Raw genomic sequence first — 19,634 nt, forward strand, 5'->3', positions numbered from 1 at the left:
GCCGGTTGACAGGTCCGGGCTCGCGCGTGACGCGTGGCGGTGTCCCCGCTGAGCGCCCCGATCGCGTTGACTGGGCGGATGGATCACCGGCGCATCTCGGTCGTCGTCCCCGTGAAGGACGACGCCCGCCACCTCGAGCAGCTGCTCGAGCTCCTCCGCGAGCAGACGCTCGCTCCGTTCGAGATCGTCGTCGTCGACGACGGCAGCACCGACGACAGCGCCGACGTCGCGCGGGCGGCGGGCGCGCGGGTGGTGCGGCACGACGGCGCCGGGATCCCGGCGAGCACGGCGCACGGCTTCGACGAGGCGCACGGCGACGTCCTCGCGCGGCTCGACGCCGACTCCCGCCCGGGACCCGACTGGCTGGCGCGCCTGGCCGGCCACTTCGCCGATCCCGAGGTCGGAGCGGTGACCGGTCCCGGACGCTTCGACGAGCTCGGTCCGATCGCCCGGGTGATCGCGCGGGTCGCCTACATGGACGCCTACTTCGTGCTGATGGGGTCGGCGCTGGCCAACTGGCCGCTCTTCGGCTCGAACTGCGCCGTCCGCCGGTCGGCGTGGGAGGAGATCGCGGAGGAGATGCACCGGCACGACGCCTACGTGCACGACGACGTCGAGATCAGCGTGCACCTGGGACTCCGGCACCGGATCGTGCTCGACCGCCACCTCGAGGTCGGCATCTCGGCGCGCCCGTTCGGCGCCTTCGCCGACATGCTCCGCCGCTTCGACCGCGCTCTGCACACGCTGGCGCGGCACCCCGGGATGGGGTCGTCCCTGCAGCGCTGGACGCACCGGGTGCGTCGGACCCACCGCGACCACCTGCGGGCGACGGCCGCGGCGCGACGCGAGGGCTAGGCGCGCTCGGACGCGGGGCGCCCTTCCTTCGGCATCGCCCAGACCGCGGCGAGCATGCCCACGGCGAGGACCGTGAGCGCGATGCAGACGAAGCGGGTGCCCTCGGCGAGGTCCGCCGGTGCGGGGACGCCGCCGCCCGCCTTCGCGTTCACGATCGCGCCGAAGACGGCCACGGCGACGGCGCTGCCGATGTTCCGGGCGAAGAAGTTGGTCGAGGAGACCACTCCGCGCTCGTTCCAGTCGACGCTCGACTGCGCCCGGATCAGCGTCGGAGTCGCCACGAGCCCCATGCCGGCGCCGATCAGCACGCAGAAGCCGGCGATCTCCCACAGCGTCGAGGAGGAGCCGAGCAGGATGGTCAGCGCCGTGCCGATCACGACGAGCCCCGCTCCGAGGAAGCCGGTGTTGCGGAAGCCGATGCGCAGGTAGAGCCGGCCCGACAGGCTCGCCGCGACCGGCCAGCCGAGCGTCATCGCGGCGACGGCGAAGCCCGCGCCGAGGGCGGAGCTGCCGAGAACGCCCTGCGCGAAGGTCGGGAAGTACGAGGTGACGCCGAGCGTGATCGCGCCGACGGTCACCGAGACGAGGCTGGTGGAGATCAGCACGCGCCGCGTGAGGACCCAGAGGGGGAGGACCGGGGCTGCCGCACGCCGCTCGATCGCGACGAAGCCGGCGAACGCGAGGGCCGAGACGACGAACACGCCGACTCCGGCGGGGGAGAGCCACGGCCAGGCGCTGCCGCCCTCGAGCAGTCCGAGGATGAGCAGCGCGGTGCCGACGGCGAGCACGGAGGCGCCGGCCACGTCGATCCGCTGCTTCTCGCCCCGCGTGGTCTCGCGGAAGCTGCGGATCAGGAGGAACGCCGCCAGGAGGCACAGGGGGATGTTGACGAGGAAGATGCCGCGCCAGGCGCCCAGGTCCGAGAGCACGCCGCCGAGAGTCGGCCCGACGACCGAGGAGATGCCCCAGACGCTCGCCAGGTAGCCCTGGGTCTTCGCGCGTTCGGCGACCGTGTAGATGTCGCCGGCGATGGTGATGCCCATCGGCTGGATCGCTCCGGCCCCCAGTCCCTGCAGAGCCCGGAACGCGATGAGCGCGGGCATGCTCCAGGCGAGGCCGCACAGGAGCGAGCCGACCAGGAACAGCGCGATGCCGATCAGCATGATGGGCTTGCGCCCGATCACGTCGGCGAGCTTGCCGTAGAGGGGGACGGAGACGGCCTGGGCCAGCAGGTAGATCGAGAACAGCCAGGGGAACTGCTCGAAGCCGCCGAGGTCGGCGACGATCGACGGCACGGCCGTCGAGAGGATCGTGGCGTCGAGGGCGACCAGAGCGGTCGAGATCATCAGGGACAGCAGGATCGGGCCGCGCTCCGAGCGCAGTCCGACACTCGCGCGGGTGGGGGCGTCGGTCACTCTGTCCAGGCTATTCCATAGCCGGGGGATGGAAGCGGGGCGGAGAGGATCCGCTCCGGGGCTCGGTAGACTGGCGGCATGGAACTCGTTCTCTGGCTCGTCGTGTCCGCCATCGCCGGTGTCGGCCTCGTCTCCGGAGTCGCGGCTCTCATCGCCATGACGCGGGCTCCCTGGTCGGCCGACAAGTAGCCTCCCGGCCGGCCTCGCGCCGGCACTACTCGTAGATCCGCACCACGCTCCACTGCGGCTCCGTCGACGCGACCACGTCGAGCACGAACGCTCCGCCGGTCTCGAGGTCCGTCGCCTGGAAGCGCCAGCCGCCGATGCTCACCGGCGTGCGCCCGAACGTCGGTGGGAACCCCTCGAGGGGCGCCCACCACTCGCTCGTGCAGGTCCACACCGTCGGCCGGTCGGTCACGCGGTAGCTCCCGCCCCGCCACTCGAGCGCGATCGGCACTCCCTCGCCGTCGGTCGAGACCAGCGCCGTCTCGTCGATCACCGCCATCGTCGTGCTCCCGTTCACTCGCCGGACCCGGTTGGCCGTTCGAACATGTGTTCGATAGTCTGCGAGTGTACGCCGCGGCGCTCGTGCTCGCCACGGCCGCGGATCGACCGGTGGGAGGCGCGATGATCGAGTGGAGTCCGCTCCAGATGCTGCGCAGCAGCGGGCAGGACGAGTGGGTGATGGTCGACGCCCTGCGCACCGGCAGGATCGGCCTGGTGCGCCGCATCGAGACCGGCCCGTACCGCGAGACCTGGTTCCGCGCGGTCACCTGGGCGGCCGAGCCGGAGAAGCGGACGCTCGTGGGCTACTCCCGCTCGATGGACACCATCGCGGCCGCCCTGTGGGCCCATCAGCCGCCGACGGCGCAGGAGAAGCCCTTCCCCGGCTACCCGCCCTCGCGGCCGTCGCCGTGACTCCTCCCGCGATCAGGGGCCCGGCCGTCCCGGCAACGGCGGCCTCCGTGTCCGCCACGGGGGAGAATGGCCCGATGCTCCTCGCACTCGTCGGCGGCCCCACCGGGGCGTGGCGGGCGGTCGACCCCGTCGGCGGCGCCGAGGCCCGGAGCGGTCGGGGTCCGGGCGAGCTGGCGGCGTTCGTCCGGGAGCGGGAGCCGGAGCGCCCGCGCTGGGTGTGGGACGACACCGCGCGGTGGTACCCCGCACTGCTGTCGGCCGGGGTGGTCGTCGCCCGGTGCCACGACCTCCGGCTGGCCCGCGCGATCCTCCGCCGATCCGTCGCCGCCGCCGGATCGGCTCTCGCGCGCTCGCCCCTCGACCCGTGGGACGCGGGAGCCGCAGCCCCCGCCGCGCTGGACACGCTGATCGGGTTCGAGGAGGCGGCGGGCGGCTCCGACGGGCTCGACCCCGTCCTCGAGCTCGCCCGTCAGGAGGAGGCGCTCGCCGGCGCCGTCGAGGCCGGCCGGCTCCGCCTGCTGCTCGCCGCCGAGTCCGTCGGCGCGCTGATCGCGCGCGAGATCGCCCATGCAGGACTGCCATGGCGCGCCGACGTGCACGACCGGGTGCTCACCGGGATGCTCGGCCCCCGCCCGCTCTTCGGCGGCCGCCCGGCCAGGCTGGAGGCGCTGGCCGGCCGCCTGCGCGACGCGCTCGGCGCGCCCGAGCTCAACCCCGACTCGCCCGCCGAGCTCCTCAAGGCGCTGCGGCGCGCGGGACTGCCGGTCGAGTCGACGCGCTCCTGGGAGCTGCAGTCCATCGAGCACCCCGCGGTGCCGCCGCTCCTGGAGTACAAGAAGCTCTCCCGCCTCCTCACCGCCAACGGCTGGGCCTGGCTCGACGCGTGGGTGCGCGACGGGCGGTTCCGCCCGGAGTACGTGGTGGGCGGCGTCGTCACCGGCCGCTGGGCGACCTCGGGCGGAGGGGCGCTGCAGCTGCCGCGGCAGATCCGCGCCGCGGTCACCGCGGACACGGGCTGGAGCCTCGTGGTCGCGGATGCGGCGCAGCTCGAGCCGCGCATCCTCGCCGCGCTCTCGGGCGACTCGGCCATGGCCGCCGCGGGGCGGGGCCGCGACCTCTACCAGGGCATCGTCGACGCCGGCGTGGTCCCCGATCGACCGCGGGCGAAGGTCGCGATGCTGGGGGCGATGTACGGAGCGACGAGCGGCGAGGCCGGGCGGCTGCTCCCGAGGCTGGCCCGCGCCTACCCGCGCTCGGTCGCACACGTCGAGGCGGCGGCGCGGGCGGGGAAGCGCGGCGAGAGCGTCTCGACGCGGCTCGGGCGCAGCTCGCCTCCCGGGCCCGAGGGGCTCTCGACCGATGCGGCGCGAGCGCGCGAGTGGGGGCGCTTCACCCGCAACTTCGTGGTGCAGGGGACCGCGGCCGAGTGGGCGTTGTGCTGGATGGGCGAGCTGCGGGCACGACTGCGAGCTGAGGGCGGCGCGGTCGGCCGGGCGCACCTCGTCTACTTCCTGCACGACGAGGTGATCGTGCACGCTCCCGCCGACGCCGGCGAGCGGGTCGCCGCGATCGTCCGCGAGGCGGCGGTGCGCGCCGGACGCTCGCTCTTCGGGGAGGGCGAGGTCGACTTCCCGGTCACCGTCGCCGTGGTCGACTCCTACGACCAGGCGAAGTGAGGCGCGGGCTCAGTACCAGTGCGGCGAGCGGCTGTTCCAGCTCGACCACGCGTTGCAGGGCGAGCCGTAAGCGCTCTTGATGTAGGAGAGCCCCCAGTCGACCTGCGTCGCCGCGTTCGTCTGGTAGTCGGCTCCCGAGTTGGCCATCTTGCTCGCCGGCAGGGCCTGGGGGATGCCGTAGGCGCCGGAGGAGCGGTTCAACGCGTTCCAGCGCCATCCCGATTCGCCGTTCCACAGCGGGATGAGGCATCGGTCGACCTGGTCCGCGCCCCAGCCGAAGCGGCCGACGGCGGTGCGGGCGTAGGCCTGGGCCTGCGCGGGGGAGAGGCCGTCGGTGCGGCCGGCGTAGGTGCCGAGGGCGGCGATGGTCTTGGCGGAGCTGTTGCGCGCGCCCGTCGGGTCGTCGTCGCCGAGCTCGACCGGGCCGCCGCCGCCACCGCTGTTGGAGGGCGCTGCCGGAGCCGCGGCCGCGGCGGGGGCCGACGCCGAGCGCTGGCGGGCGGCCTCGGCCTCGGCGGCGAGGCGGGAGAGGCGCTGCTGCTCCTCGAAGGCCGACTTCGCGTCCTGGCCGTCGGCGTACTCCCGCTCGATCTCGGCGGTGGTGTTCTTGAGCGAGGCGAGCTGGGTGTAGAGCTCCTGGCTGTACTTCTCCTGGTCGGCGACCTTGGCGTCGGCCTCGGCCTGAGCGGAGCGGGCGGCCGAGAGCGCGTCGGCCGCGGCAGAGGCGAGGGAGACGCGCTCGCCCCGGGCCTGCTCGGCCTGGGCGGCGAGGGAGACGGCCTGGTTCTCGGTCGACTGCGCCGCGGTCTGGAGCCGGCTGGTCTGCTGGGTGAGCTGCGTCATGGTGCCGAGGCGGTAGAGCAGCTCGCTCGACTCGTCGCCGCCGATGAGGAGGTTCAGCGTCGCATCGGTCCCGCCGTTGCGGTAGAGCTGCGCGGCGAGGCGGCCGGCCTGCTCCTTCGCGGCGTCGGCGTCCGAGCGGGCGGCGGAGGCCCGCTCCTCCAGGGCGCTCACGCGCTGGGTCGCCTCGTCGAGAGCGCTCTGCGCGGCGTCCGCCTCGGCGGCGCGGCTGATGGCGGCGTCGGTGAGAGCGGCGGCCTGGTCGCGCAGGTCGGCGAGGAAGGCGGTGATGCGGTCGACCTCGGCGGCGGTGGCGCTCTCGCTCGACTTCGCGGCTTCGACATCGGACCACGAGGGGTAGTCGGACGGGTCGTAGGCGGCGGACGCGGAGAGCGGTGCGGCGAGGGCGGCGCACAGGACGAGGACCGTGCCCGCTCCGGCGGCGACGAGGCGCCGGCGCGCCCGGGAGGGGACGCGGAGACCGAGGGGGGTGCGGGACATGCGAACCACCCTAGGCGACGGCACCCGTGCCTGTCTCGTCCCGGCTCGAGGCGCGACGGCCCCGGCGGGGACGCTCGAGGGCGTACCCGCGGACGCCCCGTCCCGGCCCGTCGCCCGTGAGCTCGTCGCGGGCCGCCACGAGGAGGCGACGCAGGGACTCCTCCCGCACGCGGGCGGCGATCGCGGCGAGGCGGCGCTGTGGGTGCGGGTCCTCCTCCTCCGCCTGCTCGTCGGCGGTGGCGGGCAGCGCGCTCTCGTACGCGTCGAGGACGGCGGCGAGGTCGGCGCCGGACAGGCTCGACGCCAGCATCACCCGGTCGAGGACGTCGTCCCAGTCCTCCTCCGGGGACGCTCCGTCACCCGTCAGCCAGGCGGCGGCCTCCGTGCGGCCCTCGTCGGTGAGCGCGTGCAGGGGGAGGCCGTCGTCGGTGGACCCGGCCGAGACGACGAGGCCGCGCTCGCGCAGGCGCTCGAGCGTCGAGTAGATCTGGCCGACGTTGACCCGCGGCCGGTGCGCGGCACGGTCGAGGAGCTCGGCGTGCAGCTGGAGGCCGTAGGCGGGGCCGAGCGTGAGCAGGGCGAGCAGACCGTCGCGGACGGACACGGTGCTCCTCCCGGCGGGCGTCTGGCGGTGTGCGGCGTCCGGCGGCGCGGACGACCCGAGTATAGGCAGGAGCCGGACGCGGCCGGTCGAGCAGGCGCGGCGAGCCGCCTTGACGGAGGTCCGCCGCTCCTGCATGATCGGGCGTGGTGGCACGTCCACCGTCATAATCGAAGAAGGCGCACCGCAGAGTGTTCCGTGGTCCGGGTCGTTGGGGAAGACGCACCGGGACGAACGGAGGACACCATGGTGGCGCAGCAGACTCGGGGTGTGCTCTTCGTGCACTCCGCCCCCCGCGCGCTCTGCCCCCACCTCGAGTGGGGGACAGGTCGCGCTCTCGGTCGTGCCGTGAACTTCGCCTGGATCGAGCAGCCCGTGCTCCGCAGCACGCTGCGCGCCGAGTTCGCCTGGGAAGGCCCTGTCGGAACCGGTGCGGTCATCGCGTCCGCCCTCCGCGGCTGGGCGGACGTCCGCTACGAGGTCACCGAGGAGCCCTCGCCCGGCGTCGACGGCGGCCGCTGGATGCACACGCCCGAGCTCGGCATCTTCTACGCCCAGACCGACAGCGCGGGGAACACCGTCGTGCCCGAGGACCGCATCCGCTCCGCCATGGAGCTCGCCGGCGCCGACCCCATCGAGCTGCACCGCGAACTGCGTCTCGCCCTCGGCCAGGCCTGGGAGGACGAGCTCGAGCCCTTCCGCTACGGCGGCGATTTCGCCCCCGTCGTCTGGATGCACGGGGTCGGGTGAGCTGATCCGACGCCGTTCCCTGTGCGGCGTCGCGCGGTCGGCTCGGGGAGGTGGTCGGGTTCCGTAGGGCGTCTCGCGTTCGGCGACGCGGATAAGCTGACGACCGTCGGATACGCCTCGCGGGTGCTGCTCGCGCCTCAGGCATCTTCGACCTGGACGTCGGCAAGGGCCACACGAGCCGGCAGAGGGCGGCGTGGTCCTTGCGCGGTCGCCCGCACCGATTTTCTGCACGACACGATCGGACCGAGCCGCGGCGAAGCCCGCGCTCCCCTCGAGCTCAGCTGCGTGAACCGAAGCGTCCGACCCGAGTCGCGGCGAAGCCCGCGCTCCCACTCGGACAGCTTCCGTGATCGGAGCATGCGACCCGAGTCGCGGCGAAGCCCGCGCTCCCACCAGCACGGTGTGGCCACCAGCGCCCACCCGCACGGTGGTGCAGGTCCCTCGCGACACGAGGCGTATCCGGGGATCCGCGTTCCAGCGGATCACCGTCGCCGCACCGCACCGGCCCTCGGAGACCCGACCCCCCTCCCCAGCGGACGCGCCTGCGCCGCGCAAGGAGCGGCGCAGCCCGCTCTCCGCACGGTGGAGCGGGGCTACGCCTCGCTACACCGTCCGGAAAGCGGCAACAGCATTGTGCCCCCCGAACCCGAACGAGTTCGAGATGGCGACCAGCGGTCCGTCGCCGAGGGCGCGGGGGCTGGTGACGACGTCGAGGGGGATCTGGGGGTCCTGCTCGAAGAGGTTGATGGTGGGGGGCGCGGTGCGCTCGTGGAGGGCGAGCACGGTGAAGATGGCCTCGAGCGCGCCGGTGCCGCCGAGGAGGTGGCCGGTGGCCGCCTTGGTCGCGGAGACGGCGATGTTCGGGAGGTGGTCGCCGAAGACGCGCAGCAGGGCGCGGTACTCGGCGATGTCGCCGACCGGGGTGCTCGTCGCGTGGGCGTTGACGTGGGTGACGTCGGTGAGCGCTGCTCCGGCCTGCTCGAGGGCGCCGATCATGGCGCGGGCGGCGGCGGAGCCCTCGGGGTCCGGTGCGGTGATGTGGTACGAGTCGCTGGTGACGGCGCCGCCGGCGAGCTCCGCGTAGATGCGGGCTCCGCGGGCGAGGGCGTGCTCCTCGGTCTCGAGGATGAGCGTCGCGGCGCCCTCTCCGAGGACGAAGCCGTCGCGGGAGACGTCGTAGGGGCGCGAGGCGGTCGCCGGGTCGTCGTTGCGGCGCGAGAGTGCCTGCATCGACGCGAAGGCGGCGATCGGGAGCGGGTGGACGACCGACTCCGTGCCGCCGGCGATGACCACGTCGGCGAGGCCGAGCTGCATGTGCTCGTAGGCGTTCGCGAGGGCCTCGGTGCTGGAGGCGCAGGCCGACACGTCGGTGCGGGCGTAGGCGCGGGAGGGGATGGCCATGCTGATCGCGGCGGCGGCCGCGTTGGGCATGAGCATCGGGATGGTCATCGGCAGGACCCGGCGGGGACCGCGCTCGCGGAGGGTGTCCCACGCGTCGACGAGGGTCCAGAGGCCGCCGATACCGGTCGAGTAGTCGACGCCCACGCGGAGCGGGTCGACGTCGGTGATGCCGGAGTCGGCCCAGGCCTCGCGGGCCGAGATGAGCGCGAACTGGCTGGAGGGGTCGAGGCGCTTCGCCTCGGGGCGGGAGAGCACCTCCTCCGGGCGCACCTTGGCCTGGGCGGCGAAGGTGACCGGGATGTCGTACTGGGCGACCCAGTCCTGCTCGAGGGAGCGGACACCTGATTCGCCGGCGAGGAGTGCGTTCCAGGACTCCCGGGCGGTCCCGCCGAGGGGAGTGCTGGCACCGATTCCGGTGACGACGATCTTCTTGGTCATGACGAGCTTCTCTGTTCCGTGGGGATGGGTGCCGGGCTCACCCCGGCCGACGGTCGCCGGCCGGGGTGTCCGCCACGAGGACGGGGTGCGCGGGCGTCGACTACTCGGACGCCTTGACGATGAAGCGGACCGCGTCGCCGACCGTCTTGAGGTTCTTGACCTCGTCGTCCGGGATCTTCACGTCGAACTTCTCCTCGGCGTTGACGACGATGGTCATCATCGAGATGGAGTCGATGTCGAGGTCGTCGGTGAACGACTTGTCCATCTCGACGGAGTCGGTGGCGATGCCCGTCTCGTCGTTGACAAGCTCGGCCAGGCCGGCGAGGACTTCTTCGTTGGACAGTGCCATGGTTCTCTCCTTGGGGGTTCTTCGGGTGTTCGTCAGTGACCGTAGGTCAGTTTAGGGGTGGGGTCGCGCCGGTCAGGGGAGCACCACGACCTGCGCGCCGAACACCAGTCCGGCGCCGAAGCCGATCTGCAGCGCGAGTCCGCCGTGCAGCTCCGGGTGCTCCTCGAGCAGGCGGTGGGTGGCGAGCGGGATCGACGCGGCGGAGGTGTTGCCGGTGGTCTCGATGTCGCGGCCGATCGCGACGGTCTCGGGCAGCTTCAGCTGCTTCGCGAGCTCGTCGATGATGCGCATGTTCGCCTGGTGCGGGATGAAGGCGGCGAGGTCCTCGGGCTGGACGCCCGCCTCCGCGAGCGCCTGCTTGGCGACCTTGGCCATCTCCCAGACCGCCCAGCGGAAGACCGACGGGCCGTCCTGGCGGAGGGTGGGCCACTCGGCGGTGCCGTCGCGGTAGGCCGCGAGCGGGTTGTCCATGCCGACGGTGTCCCACTTCGAGCCGTCCGATCCCCAGACGGTCTTCGAGATGCCGGCGGAGTCGCTGGGGCCGACGACCGCGGCGCCCGCGCCGTCGCCGAGGAGGAAGGAGATGCTGCGGTCGGTCGGCTTGACCAGCTCGGACAGCTTCTCGGCTCCGACGACGAGCACGTACTCGGCCAGGCCGGAGCGGATGAAGGAGTCCGCCTGGGCGATGCCGTAGGTGTAGCCGGCGCAGGCGGCCGAGATGTCGTAGGCCGGGGCGGGGTTCGCGCCGATGCGGTCGGCGAGGAGCGCGGCCAGCGACGGGGTCTGCACGGTGTTGCTGATCGTGGAGACGAGCACGACGCCGATCTGGTCCGGGCGGATGCCCGCCTTCTCGATCGCTTCGAGGGAGGCGGCGGTCGCGAGGTCGACCGCGTGGACGTCGGCGGAGGCGCGGCGGCGCTCGATGATGCCGGTGCGCTGGCGGATCCACTCGTCGGAGGAGTTGATCGGCTCGATCAGGTCGTCGTTCGGGACGACGAGGTCGCCGCGGGCCGCGCCGATGCCGAGGATCCGGGTGTACGCGCTGCCGCTGGACTGGGTGAGGGAAGGGGTCGTCATGGGGTCTCTCCTGCTAGGCGGCGTGCTCGTCGAGGAAGGCGCGGGCGGCGTCCACGTCGTCGGGGGTCGTGATGGCGATGCTCGGCACGCCCTTGAGGCCGCGCTTGGCGAGGCCGACCAGCGCGCCGGCGGGTGCCAGCTCGATGATCCCGGTGACGCCCGCGTCGGCGAAGGCCGCCATGCAGAGGTCCCAGCGGACGGGGGAGGCGACCTGGCCGACGAGCAGCTCGAGGAACGCGGCGCCGGAGTCGACGACCGACCCGTCGCGGTTCGTCCAGAGCCGGAGCGTCGGGTCGGAGGGGGTCAGCCCGGAGGCGACGCCGGCGAGGGAGTCGCGGGCGGGCGCCATGTAGCGGGTGTGGAAGGCACCGGCCACCTGCAGCGGGATCACGCGGGTCCCGCGCAGCGGCTCCGCCTTGAGGGCCTCGAGCGCGTCGACCGCCCCGGCGACGACGATCTGCCCGCCGCCGTTGTAGTTGGCCGGCTCGAGGCCGAGCTCGTCGAGCCGGGTGATCAGCGCCTGCTCGTCGCCGCCGAGGACCGCGCTCATCGCGGTCGGCTCGGCGGCGGCCGCAGCGGCCATGGCGCGGGCGCGCTCGCGGACGAACACCAGCGCGTCGGCCTCGGTGAGGACTCCGGCTCCGGCGGCCGCGGTGATCTCGCCGACCGAGTGGCCGGCGATGCCCGCGATGCGCTCGCGGCGTCCGCCCTCGAGGAGGGCGGCGAGGCTCACGAGGCCCGCGGAGACGATCAGGGGCTGGGCGACCGCGGTGTCGCGGATGGTGTCCGCGTCCGAGACGGTGCCGTGCGCGGCGAGGTCGATGCCGACCGCCTCCGAGTGTGCGGCGACCTGCTCGGCCACGGAGGGGATCTCGAGCCAGGGCGCGAGGAATCCGGGGGTCTGGGAGCCCTGACCCGGGGCGACGACGACGATCACGGTATCCAGTCTTCCGATCTGCGCCCGCTCGTGCGGCGCGTGGAGCCACTGACAAAGCACAAAGAGCTTGTCGCGGGTCTACAAGTGTTCAGGGGTGGGGGGTTCAGCGAGCAGGGAGCTTCAGTGAGCAGGGAGCTTCAGTGAGCAGAGGGCTTCAGTGAGCAGAGGGGCTCAGCGGCGGGACGGCTTCCGGCGGACGGCGCCGTCCGGGTCGCTCATGGAGCCGAGGATGAGGGCGGACTGGAGGATGAGCGCCTCGCGGGCGCCCGTCGCGTCCCAGCCGATCACCTCGGCGACCCGCTTGAGGCGGTAGCGCACTGTGTTCGGATGCACGAACAGCTCGCGGGCGGTCGCCTCGAGGGAGCGGCCGTTGTCGAGATAGGCCCACAGCGTGGTCAGCAACTCGGTCGAGTGCTTCTGCAGGGGCCGGTAGATCTGCGTGATGAGGCTCTGCCGGGCGAGCGGGTCGCCGGCGAGGGCGCGCTCGGGAAGGAGGTCGTCGGCGTTGACCGGTCGCGGTGCGTTCCGCCAGGAGCGGGCGACCGCGAACCCCGCGAGTGCCGCGCGGGCGCTGCGAGACGCTTCGACCAGGGTCGGCACCTCGTGGCCGAGGACGAGGTGGCCCGTCCCGAAGCCGGGCTCGAGCGCCTCCGCGATCTCGAGGAACGCGACCGGCGGACCGGTCTCCTCCGTCGCGTTCTCGCTCGGCTCGGCGCGGCCGATGACCAGGACGAGACGGCTGCCCTGCACGCCGATCAGCACGTCGGCGTCCATGTGCCGGGCCGTGCGGCGCAGCTGGTCGACGTCGAGCATCTTGGGAGCGGTGCCCACCAGGACGGCGACCTCGCCGTGGCCGTGCCAGCCGAGGGCGGCGATGCGGCTGGGCAGCTCGTCGTCGGCCTCGCCCGTGAGGATCGAGTCGACGACCAGCGCCTCCAGGCGCGCGTCCCAGAGACCGCGGGCCTCGGCGGCGCGCGCGTAGACGTCGGCCGCGGCGAAGGCGATCTCGCGCGAGTAGAGCAGGATCGCCTCGCGGAGGTCCTCGCCGCCGTTCTTGATCCGGTCCTCGACGACCTCGACGGTCACCTTGATCAGCTGCAGCGTCTGCGTCAGCGACACGGAGCGCAATAACTCGCGGGGAGCTGCTCCGAACACATCCGCCGCGATCCACGGCGTGGCCGACGGGTCGTCGAACCACGAGATGAACGACGTGATGCCGGCCTGCGCGACGAGGCCGACCGCCGAGCGCCGGCCGGGGGGCATGCTGCCGTACCAGGGCAGCGTGTCCTCGAGGCGCTTGATCGTCTGGGTCGAGAGCTCCCCGGCGAGGGTGCGCAGCCAGGCGAGGGTCTGCTCCTTCGTGCGGGGAGCGCCCGGCCGGGTGGCCGGACGCTCCGCCGCAGGAGCAGGACCCCGCGCACTCGACGGAGCGGGTTCCTGCGAGAGCACGGACTCGTCCGTCAGATCTCGCCGCCCGCGTTGCCGGTGGTGCCGGCGTTGACGTCGAGGAGGCGGTACTTCTCGATCGCCTGGACCGCGAGCGAGGGGTCGACCTCGCCGCGCTTGGCGAGCAGCTGCAGCGTCCGCACGACGACCGAGGGGCCGTCGATCTGGAAGTAGCGCCGCGCCGCTGCACGGGTGTCCGAGAAGCCGAAGTCGTCCGCGCCGAGCGTCGCGAAGTCGCCCGGGATGAACTGGCGCAGCTGGTCCGGGACCTGGTGCGAGAAGTCCGAGACGGCGACGAAGGGACCCTTCGCGTCCGCCAGCTTCTGCGTCACGTACGGCACCTGCTCGGCGTCCTCGGGGTGGAGGAAGTTGTGCTGCTCGGCCTTGATGCCGTCGCGGCGCAACTCGTTCCACGAGGTGACCGACCAGACGTCCGCCGAGACGCCCCAGTCCTCGGCGAGGAGCTTCTGCGCCTCGATCGCCCAGGGCACCGCGACGCCCGAGGCGAGGAGCTGGGCCTTCGGCCCGTCCCACTGGCCCCAGGAGATGCGGTGGATGCCGCGGACGATGCCCTCGACGTCGACGTCCTCCGGCTCCTTCGGCTGCACGATCGGCTCGTTGTAGACCGTGATGTAGTACATGACGTTCGGGTCGGTGTGCTTCCCGCCGTACATGCGCTCGAGTCCGGACTGCACGATGTGCGCGATCTCGTACCCGTAGGCCGGGTCGTAGCTCACGACGGCCGGGTTGGTCGCCGCGAGGATCGGGGAGTGCCCGTCCGCGTGCTGGAGGCCCTCACCGGTCAGCGTGGTGCGCCCCGCGGTGGCGCCGATCATGAAGCCGCGCGACATCATGTCGCCGGCCGCCCAGATCGCGTCGCCCGTGCGCTGGAACCCGAACATCGAGTAGAAGACGTAGACCGGGATGAGCGGCTCGCCCTGCGTCGAGTAGGAGGTGCCGATCGCGGTGAACGCCGCGAGGGCGCCCGCCTCGTTGATGCCGACGTGGAGGATCTGTCCCTGCGGGCTCTCCTTGTAGGCCAGGAGGAGCTCGCGGTCGACCGACGTGTAGTGCTGGCCGCGGGGGTTGTAGATCTTCGCGTTCGGGAAGAACGCGTCCATGCCGAAGGTGCGCGCCTCGTCCGGGATGATCGGGACGACGCGGTTGCCGAAGTCCTTCGAGCGGAGGATGTCCTTCAAAATGCGGACGAACGCCATGGTGGTGGCGATCTCCTGCGTCCCGGAGCCCTTCTTGCCGACCGCGTACGCCGAGTCCTCGGGGAGGTTCAGCTGCGTGTACTTGGAGCGGCGCTCGGGGAGGTAGCCGCCGAGCGCGCGGCGGCGCTCCTGCAGGTACTCGATCGCCTCGTCGTTCTGACCGGGGTGGTAGTACGGCGGGAGGTACGGGTTCTCCTCGAGCTGCGCGTCCGTGATCGGGATGCGCATCGTGTCGCGGAACGACTTGAGGTTGTCCAGCGTCATCTTCTTCATCTGGTGGGTCGCGTTGCGGCCCTCGAAGCTGCGGCCGAGACCGTAGCCCTTGATGGTGTGGGCGAGGATGACGGTGGGCTGGCCCTTGTGCTCGGTCGCGGCCTTCATGGCCGCGTAGATCTTGCGGTAGTCGTGGCCGCCGCGGCGCAGGCCCCAGATCTGCTCGTCGGAGTAGCCCTCGACGAGCTTCTTGGCGCGGGGGTCGCGGCCGAAGAAGTTCTCGCGGACGTAGGCGCCGTCCTCCGTCTTGTAGGTCTGGAAGTCGCCGTCGGGCGTCTTGTTCATCAGGTCGAGCAGCGCGCCCTCGGTGTCGCGGGCGAGCAGGTCGTCCCACTCGCGGCCCCAGATGAGCTTGATGACGTTCCAGCCCGCGCCGCGGAAGTACGACTCGAGCTCCTGCACGATCTTGCCGTTGCCGCGCACGGGTCCGTCGAGGCGCTGGAGGTTGCAGTTGACGATGAAGTTCAGGTTGTCGAGGCCGTCGTTCGCGGCGACCTGGAGCTGACCGCGCGACTCGACCTCGTCCATCTCGCCGTCGCCGAGGAACGCCCAGACCTGCTGGTCGGAGGCGTCCTTGATGCCGCGGTTGGTGAGGTACTTGTTCGCCTGCGCCTGGTAGATGGCGTTGATCGGGCCGAGGCCCATCGACACCGTGGGGAACTGCCAGAACTCCGGCATGAGGCGCGGGTGCGGGTAGCTGGAGAGCCCGCCCCCCTGGTGCGACTTCTCCTGGCGGAAGCCGTCGAGCTGGTGCTCGCTCAGGCGTCCCTCGAGGAAGGCGCGCGCGTACGGGCCGGGGGAGGCGTGGCCCTGGATGAAGATCTGGTCGCCGCCGCCCGGGTGGTCCTGGCCGCGGAAGAAGTGGTTGAAGCCGACCTCGTATAGCGAGGCGCTCGACGCGTACGTCGAGATGTGGCCGCCGACCCCGATGCCGGGACGCTGCGCGCGGTGCACGAGGATGGCCGCGTTCCAGCGGATCCACGCGCGGTAGCGGCGCTCGACGTCCTCGTCGCCCGGGAAGTCGGGCTCGTTCTCGGGCGCGATGGTGTTGATGTAGTCCGTGGTGGGCACCATCGGCACGCCGAGGTGGAGCTCCTTGGAGCGCTTGAGGAGGCTGAGCATGACGTCGCGCCCGCGACCCCGGCCCCGCTCCTCGACGAGCGCATCGAGCGACTCGTTCCACTCCGACGTTTCCTCGGGGTCCGAGTCCACGTGACCGACGGAATACGGGTCCTGATCGTTAACAGTCACCCTCGACCTCTCTCTGGGGGCAGATCGTGCCCGAGACATCACTCTCATGAAGCGGTGCGGATCCGCGGATCCGGGGCTCGGATGACGAGCCGCGCGCGGGCACCTCCGTCAGCCTAGCGATTCCTGTGCCCCGAACCTGGAACCGCACTGTGGTGATCCACGACGGATGGGCGCCGTCGACTGTAGGAGAGCGCCAGACGGGACGCGTCGACCGGCCCGCGATCGGGCGAGACGGGCTGTTCCTTGGAGTCTGCGCGGAGCGGGTCTAGCATTGCCCCTCGTGCTCGCGCGACTCTCGTGCGCACGGAAGGACATCGGACCGATGGCTCTCGAGAAGCTGACCCTGGCTCCCGACTTCGAACTCGCGAACCAGTACGGCGAGCGCATCCAGCTGGGCGACTTCCACGGGCGGCGCAACGTCGCCCTCGTGTTCTTCCCCCTCGCCTTCTCCGGCACCTGCACCGGCGAGTTCTGCGCGCTGCGCGAGAACCTCTCCCTCTTCGAGCACGCCGACGTGGAGCTGATCGGCATCTCGGTCGACTCCAAGCACACGCTGCGCGCCTGGGGCGAGAAGCAGGGCTACGACTTCACGCTCCTCTCCGACTTCTGGCCGCACGGCGACGTCGCCAAGCAGTACGGCGTGTTCACCGAGGCGAAGGGCTACGCGACCCGCGCGACCTTCCTCATCGACAAGGCCGGCGTCATCCGGGACACGTTCATGACGGCCCCGGGCGAGCCGCGCTCGATCGACGCCTACCGCGCCGCGATCGACGCGCTCGCCCCCGCGCACGTCTGACCCTCCGGAGGCCGATCGCGCCGGTCCTCAGCTGAGGATGTTGACGGCCCGCGAGATCACGAGGGCCAGCAGGACGAAGCCGGTGAACGCCTCGGCGATCATCAGGAGCTTCATCCGGCTCGAGAGCGGCATCGTGTCGGTCGGGCTGAACGCCATGGTGTTCGTCGTCGAGACCGAGAGGTAGTCGACGAAGCCGGGCCGCCAGTCGGCGCGCTCGGAGGAGGTCGCGGCGACCTCGGGCGCGGTGTTTCGGTAGGTGTCCTGCGGGAAGGCGAAGTCGGCCGCCGGCAGCTCGGTGCGGGGGAGCGTTCCGCGGGCGACCGGACCGCCGCGGTCGAGCTCCCAGAACAGCAGCGCGTACGCGACGACGTTGGTGACCCAGACCTGGAGCGCGGTGAGCAGCAGCGGCGGGCCGTCGGCCGTCCCGTCGACGAGGTCGACGACCACGGCGACCACGTTCACCTGGTTCGCGACGGCGAGCACGACCGCCAGGGCGATGGAGACCCCGCGCGACCAGCGCGTCTCGCTGTCGAGGCGGCGCGGGTTGACGACGAACAGGGGCACGAGCAGAGCGAGCGTGATGCCGGCGGCGACGAGGCGGACGACCGAGGTGTCGGCGCTGTGACCGGCCACGTTCAGGGCGACAGCCACGAGGATCGCGGCGGAGGCGGGCCAGCGGCTCTCGGCGCGCCGTCTCGCCCGGGAGTCGCTGTCGGCGGTCATGTGCCGAGGCTAGTGCCCGCAGGGGGCCGCTCCGCCTGCCGTAGGATCGTGTCGATCGTCCGCGGGTGCGCCCGCGACGGGGGCCTTTAGCTCAGTTGGTAGAGCGCCACGTTTACACCGTGGATGTCATCGGTTCGAGCCCGGTAGGGCCCACCCCCTCAGGCGGTCGGAGCTCCGCGTCAGCGGGACTGGCGGCGCTTGTAGGGCTTCGGCTGGCCCTTCACGATCGGGGCCCGGCCGGTCCCCTTGGAGGCCTTGGCCTTGCCTCCCGACTTCGGAGCCGCCTCCGGCTCGTCGCCGAGAGCGGCCAGCTCCTCGCGGGCCGAGGCGAGGCGCTGCCGCCCGGCCGCGGTGAGGGTCGTCGCGGCGGCACCGGGCTCGAAGAGCGGCTTGCCGAGGTCGAGCTCGACCGCGGCGACGGAAGAGTCGAGCTTCTGCCGTGAGATGCCGAGACGCTCGGCGGCGCGCACGAAGTGCAGCTCCTCGGCGACCGCCACGAAATGGTGCAGCTGGCTGATCTTCATCCCGAACCCTTCACGGCCGCTCCCTGCGGCACGACCACGGTACGCGGTCCAGGAGGGGGCGCCGACCGCCGGGAGCGCCGGCGGGAGCCGCGTCGACCCGTCGATCCGCGCCAAACTCCCCGGCGGACATTGCCGGACGGAGGCGGGAGGCCTACGTTCGCGCCCGTGGGCGGTCCCGAAGCCGGCCACGGAGAGAGGCCGACGTGGGCGCGCTCATCTACAGCTCGATCGCGTCGCTCGACGGCTACGTGAACGACGCGGACGGCGGATTCGCCTGGGCGGAGCCGCGACCCGCCGTGCACCGCTTCATCACGGAGCGCGAGGGGCGGGTGCGCACGTACCTGTACGGGCGGCGCATGTACGAGGTGATGCGCGCGTGGGAGCAGACCTGGGCCCTCGCGGAGGAGTTCGCGTTCATCCGCGACTTCCAGGAGATGTGGCGGGCGGCCGACAAAGTCGTGTACTCGACCACGCTGGAGTCGGCCGACACCCGCCGCACCCGCGTCGAGAACGGGTTCGACCCGGTCGTCGTCGCCGCGCAGGTCGGCGCCGCCGACCACGACGTCTCGATCGGCGGGCCGACCCTGGCCCGACACGCGCTGCTCGCCGGGATCGTCGACGAGGTGCAGGTCTACACGGTGCCGGTGGCGGTGGGCGGCGGGACCCACTTCCTCCCGTGCGGGTTCCACGCGCGCCTCGACCTGCGCGAGGAGCACCGCTTCGCCGACGGAACGGTCTTCACGCGCTACAGCGTGCGGCGCTGAGACCGGCTACTCGGCGCCGACCAGCGCGGCGATCCTCGAGGCGAGACGGGCGCCCTGGGCACGTCCGGCGCGGGCGGAGGCGGCGCGGACGGCCGGGTCGAGCGAGTTCGGGCCGAAGGCGCGCACCGACTCCTCGTCGGCGTAGAGCACCTCGACCCGCGAGTCCGCGAGAGCGTCGAGCTCGCCGGTCGGGACGAGGCCCGCGCCGGGCGTGCCGACGCCCGGCAGCGGAGTGACGATCAGGACCCAGTCGGCTCCCGCGGCGAGGTCGGCGTTGCTGCCGGAGCGCACGCCGCCGTCCATGTAGCGGACGCCGTCGATGCTGACGGGAGGCCAGACCCCGGGGACGGCGCAGCTGGCGGAGATCGCGTCGACGAGGCCGACGCCGCTCTCGCGGTCGAACACGCGCAGCTCGCCGGTGGCCGTGTCGACCGCGGTGATGAGCAGACGCTGCTCGGGCCAGTCGGCGTCGCCCACGCGGGCAGAGATGACGGCCCGGCGGGTGTCCTCGGGGAGCGTCTCGGCCTCGAGCGCGAGGGTGCCGATGCGGCGCCGCGCGTCCTGGGGCGAGGTCGCGCCCTCGACGGCCGCGGCGAAGAGGGCCTGGAGGCGCTCGCCGTCGACGTCCGCTCCGATCTCGGCGGACTCCTCCTGGAGCTGGGACTCGTACGACTCGTCGAGGCCGGTCCCGGTGCTCAGCTGCGCGGCGACCGCGGAGCCGGCGGAGGTGCCGATGAAGGTCGTCGACACGTCGAGCAGGAGGCGGGCCGCCTCGGGGGAGGCGTCGGCGAGGCCGCGGAGGACGCCGAGCTCCCAGGCGATTCCGGCGAGGCCGCCGCCGGCGAGGACGAGTGCACCAGGCATGGGGGAGGTCCTTTCGAT

19 protein-coding genes and 1 tRNA gene are annotated in these 19,634 nt (G+C 72.5%); 7 read left to right on the forward strand and 13 right to left on the reverse strand.

The genetic code is table 11. The features are described from left to right. Positions 1 to 78: 78 nt before the first annotated feature. Positions 79 to 855, forward strand: coding sequence for a glycosyltransferase family 2 protein (locus C5D44_RS09385; RefSeq protein ID WP_104281486.1), 777 nt, complete (start codon positions 79 to 81; stop codon positions 853 to 855). Here the strand turns inward: C5D44_RS09385 and C5D44_RS09390 are convergent. Together C5D44_RS09390 and C5D44_RS09395 are read right to left on the reverse strand one after the other, a co-directional pair. Next, positions 852 to 2,201: an MFS transporter gene (locus C5D44_RS09390; protein WP_104276834.1), complete on the reverse strand. Its 1,350-nt coding sequence runs from the start codon at positions 2,199 to 2,201 to the stop codon at positions 852 to 854. The genes C5D44_RS09385 and C5D44_RS09390 overlap by 4 nt on opposite strands. 283 nt (positions 2,202 to 2,484) lie before the next feature. Continuing rightward, a complete protein-coding gene (locus tag C5D44_RS09395; protein ID WP_146088017.1) occupies positions 2,485 to 2,793 on the reverse strand; it encodes a hypothetical protein in 309 nt (102 codons plus the stop codon). A gap of 47 nt (positions 2,794 to 2,840) precedes the next feature. Between C5D44_RS09395 and C5D44_RS09400 the strand changes: the two genes are divergently transcribed. Continuing rightward, on the forward strand, positions 2,841 to 3,188 hold the full coding sequence (locus C5D44_RS09400) for a hypothetical protein (RefSeq protein ID WP_104281488.1): 348 nt from the start codon (positions 2,841 to 2,843) through the stop codon (positions 3,186 to 3,188). Positions 3,189 to 3,262: 74 nt separating this feature from the next. Further along, complete coding sequence (locus tag C5D44_RS09405) at positions 3,263 to 4,864, forward strand: bifunctional 3'-5' exonuclease/DNA polymerase (RefSeq protein WP_104281489.1); 1,602 nt, start codon at positions 3,263 to 3,265, stop codon at positions 4,862 to 4,864. Positions 4,865 to 4,873: 9 nt separating this feature from the next. Here C5D44_RS09405 and C5D44_RS17720 read toward each other — a convergent pair whose 3' ends face one another. Both C5D44_RS17720 and C5D44_RS09415 read right to left on the reverse strand, forming a co-directional pair. Continuing rightward, entirely contained in the window at positions 4,874 to 6,205 is a 1,332-nt protein-coding gene (locus C5D44_RS17720) for a hypothetical protein (protein ID WP_146088018.1), read from the reverse strand. A 10-nt stretch (positions 6,206 to 6,215) separates the two neighbouring features. Then, complete coding sequence (locus C5D44_RS09415; RefSeq protein WP_181110088.1) at positions 6,216 to 6,809, reverse strand: PadR family transcriptional regulator; 594 nt, start codon at positions 6,807 to 6,809, stop codon at positions 6,216 to 6,218. A gap of 243 nt (positions 6,810 to 7,052) precedes the next feature. Here C5D44_RS09415 and C5D44_RS09420 point away from each other — a divergent pair, with 243 nt between their 5' ends. Further along, complete coding sequence (locus tag C5D44_RS09420) at positions 7,053 to 7,556, forward strand: DUF3145 domain-containing protein (protein ID WP_104226674.1); 504 nt, start codon at positions 7,053 to 7,055, stop codon at positions 7,554 to 7,556. Between the two features lie 603 nt (positions 7,557 to 8,159). Here C5D44_RS09420 and C5D44_RS09425 read toward each other — a convergent pair. The 6 genes from C5D44_RS09425 to aceE all read right to left on the reverse strand — a co-directional run bounded on the left by C5D44_RS09425 (position 8,160) and on the right by aceE (position 15,945). Further along, a complete protein-coding gene (locus C5D44_RS09425; RefSeq protein WP_104281491.1) occupies positions 8,160 to 9,395 on the reverse strand; it encodes a beta-ketoacyl synthase in 1,236 nt (411 codons plus the stop codon). Positions 9,396 to 9,495: 100 nt separating this feature from the next. Beyond that, positions 9,496 to 9,744: an acyl carrier protein gene (locus tag C5D44_RS09430; protein ID WP_104223463.1), complete on the reverse strand. Its 249-nt coding sequence runs from the start codon at positions 9,742 to 9,744 to the stop codon at positions 9,496 to 9,498. Positions 9,745 to 9,816: 72 nt separating this feature from the next. Further along, entirely contained in the window at positions 9,817 to 10,821 is a 1,005-nt protein-coding gene (locus C5D44_RS09435) for a beta-ketoacyl-ACP synthase III (RefSeq protein WP_104276791.1), read from the reverse strand. 13 nt (positions 10,822 to 10,834) lie between these two features. Then, positions 10,835 to 11,758, reverse strand: coding sequence for an ACP S-malonyltransferase (locus tag C5D44_RS09440; RefSeq protein WP_104276790.1), 924 nt, complete (start codon positions 11,756 to 11,758; stop codon positions 10,835 to 10,837). 171 nt (positions 11,759 to 11,929) lie between these two features. Then, complete coding sequence (locus C5D44_RS09445; protein ID WP_181027189.1) at positions 11,930 to 13,096, reverse strand: CdaR family transcriptional regulator; 1,167 nt, start codon at positions 13,094 to 13,096, stop codon at positions 11,930 to 11,932. A gap of 122 nt (positions 13,097 to 13,218) precedes the next feature. Continuing rightward, positions 13,219 to 15,945, reverse strand: coding sequence for a pyruvate dehydrogenase (acetyl-transferring), homodimeric type (gene aceE / locus C5D44_RS09450; protein WP_104281492.1), 2,727 nt, complete (start codon positions 15,943 to 15,945; stop codon positions 13,219 to 13,221). Positions 15,946 to 16,267: 322 nt separating this feature from the next. Between aceE and C5D44_RS09455 the strand changes: the two genes are divergently transcribed. Next, positions 16,268 to 16,741, forward strand: a complete 474-nt coding sequence (locus C5D44_RS09455) for a peroxiredoxin (RefSeq protein WP_104238203.1) — start codon at positions 16,268 to 16,270, stop codon at positions 16,739 to 16,741. Positions 16,742 to 16,768: 27 nt separating this feature from the next. Here the strand turns inward: C5D44_RS09455 and C5D44_RS09460 are convergent, their stop codons facing one another. Beyond that, a complete protein-coding gene (locus C5D44_RS09460; protein ID WP_104281493.1) occupies positions 16,769 to 17,464 on the reverse strand; it encodes a hypothetical protein in 696 nt (231 codons plus the stop codon). Between the two features lie 80 nt (positions 17,465 to 17,544). Here C5D44_RS09460 and C5D44_RS09465 point away from each other — a divergent pair. After that, a tRNA-Val gene (locus C5D44_RS09465) sits at positions 17,545 to 17,617 on the forward strand. A 26-nt stretch (positions 17,618 to 17,643) separates the two neighbouring features. On the opposite strand, the gene C5D44_RS09470 is transcribed toward C5D44_RS09465, so the two are convergent. Next, positions 17,644 to 17,988 carry a LysR family transcriptional regulator gene (locus tag C5D44_RS09470; protein WP_104281494.1) on the reverse strand — a complete coding sequence of 115 codons (345 nt, stop codon included), beginning with the start codon at positions 17,986 to 17,988 and terminating at the stop codon, positions 17,644 to 17,646. 203 nt (positions 17,989 to 18,191) lie between these two features. On the opposite strand from C5D44_RS09470, the gene C5D44_RS09475 reads away from it, so the two are divergent. Further along, positions 18,192 to 18,752: a dihydrofolate reductase family protein gene (locus tag C5D44_RS09475; RefSeq protein WP_104276787.1), complete on the forward strand. Its 561-nt coding sequence runs from the start codon at positions 18,192 to 18,194 to the stop codon at positions 18,750 to 18,752. 6 nt (positions 18,753 to 18,758) lie between these two features. Here C5D44_RS09475 and C5D44_RS09480 read toward each other — a convergent pair whose 3' ends face one another. Next, positions 18,759 to 19,616, reverse strand: coding sequence for a patatin-like phospholipase family protein (locus C5D44_RS09480; RefSeq protein ID WP_104281495.1), 858 nt, complete (start codon positions 19,614 to 19,616; stop codon positions 18,759 to 18,761). Between the last annotated feature and the right edge of the window lie 18 nt (positions 19,617 to 19,634).

The sequence above is a fragment of the Rathayibacter sp. AY1B5 genome (assembly GCF_002932795.1).
Classification (GTDB): domain Bacteria; phylum Actinomycetota; class Actinomycetes; order Actinomycetales; family Microbacteriaceae; genus Rathayibacter.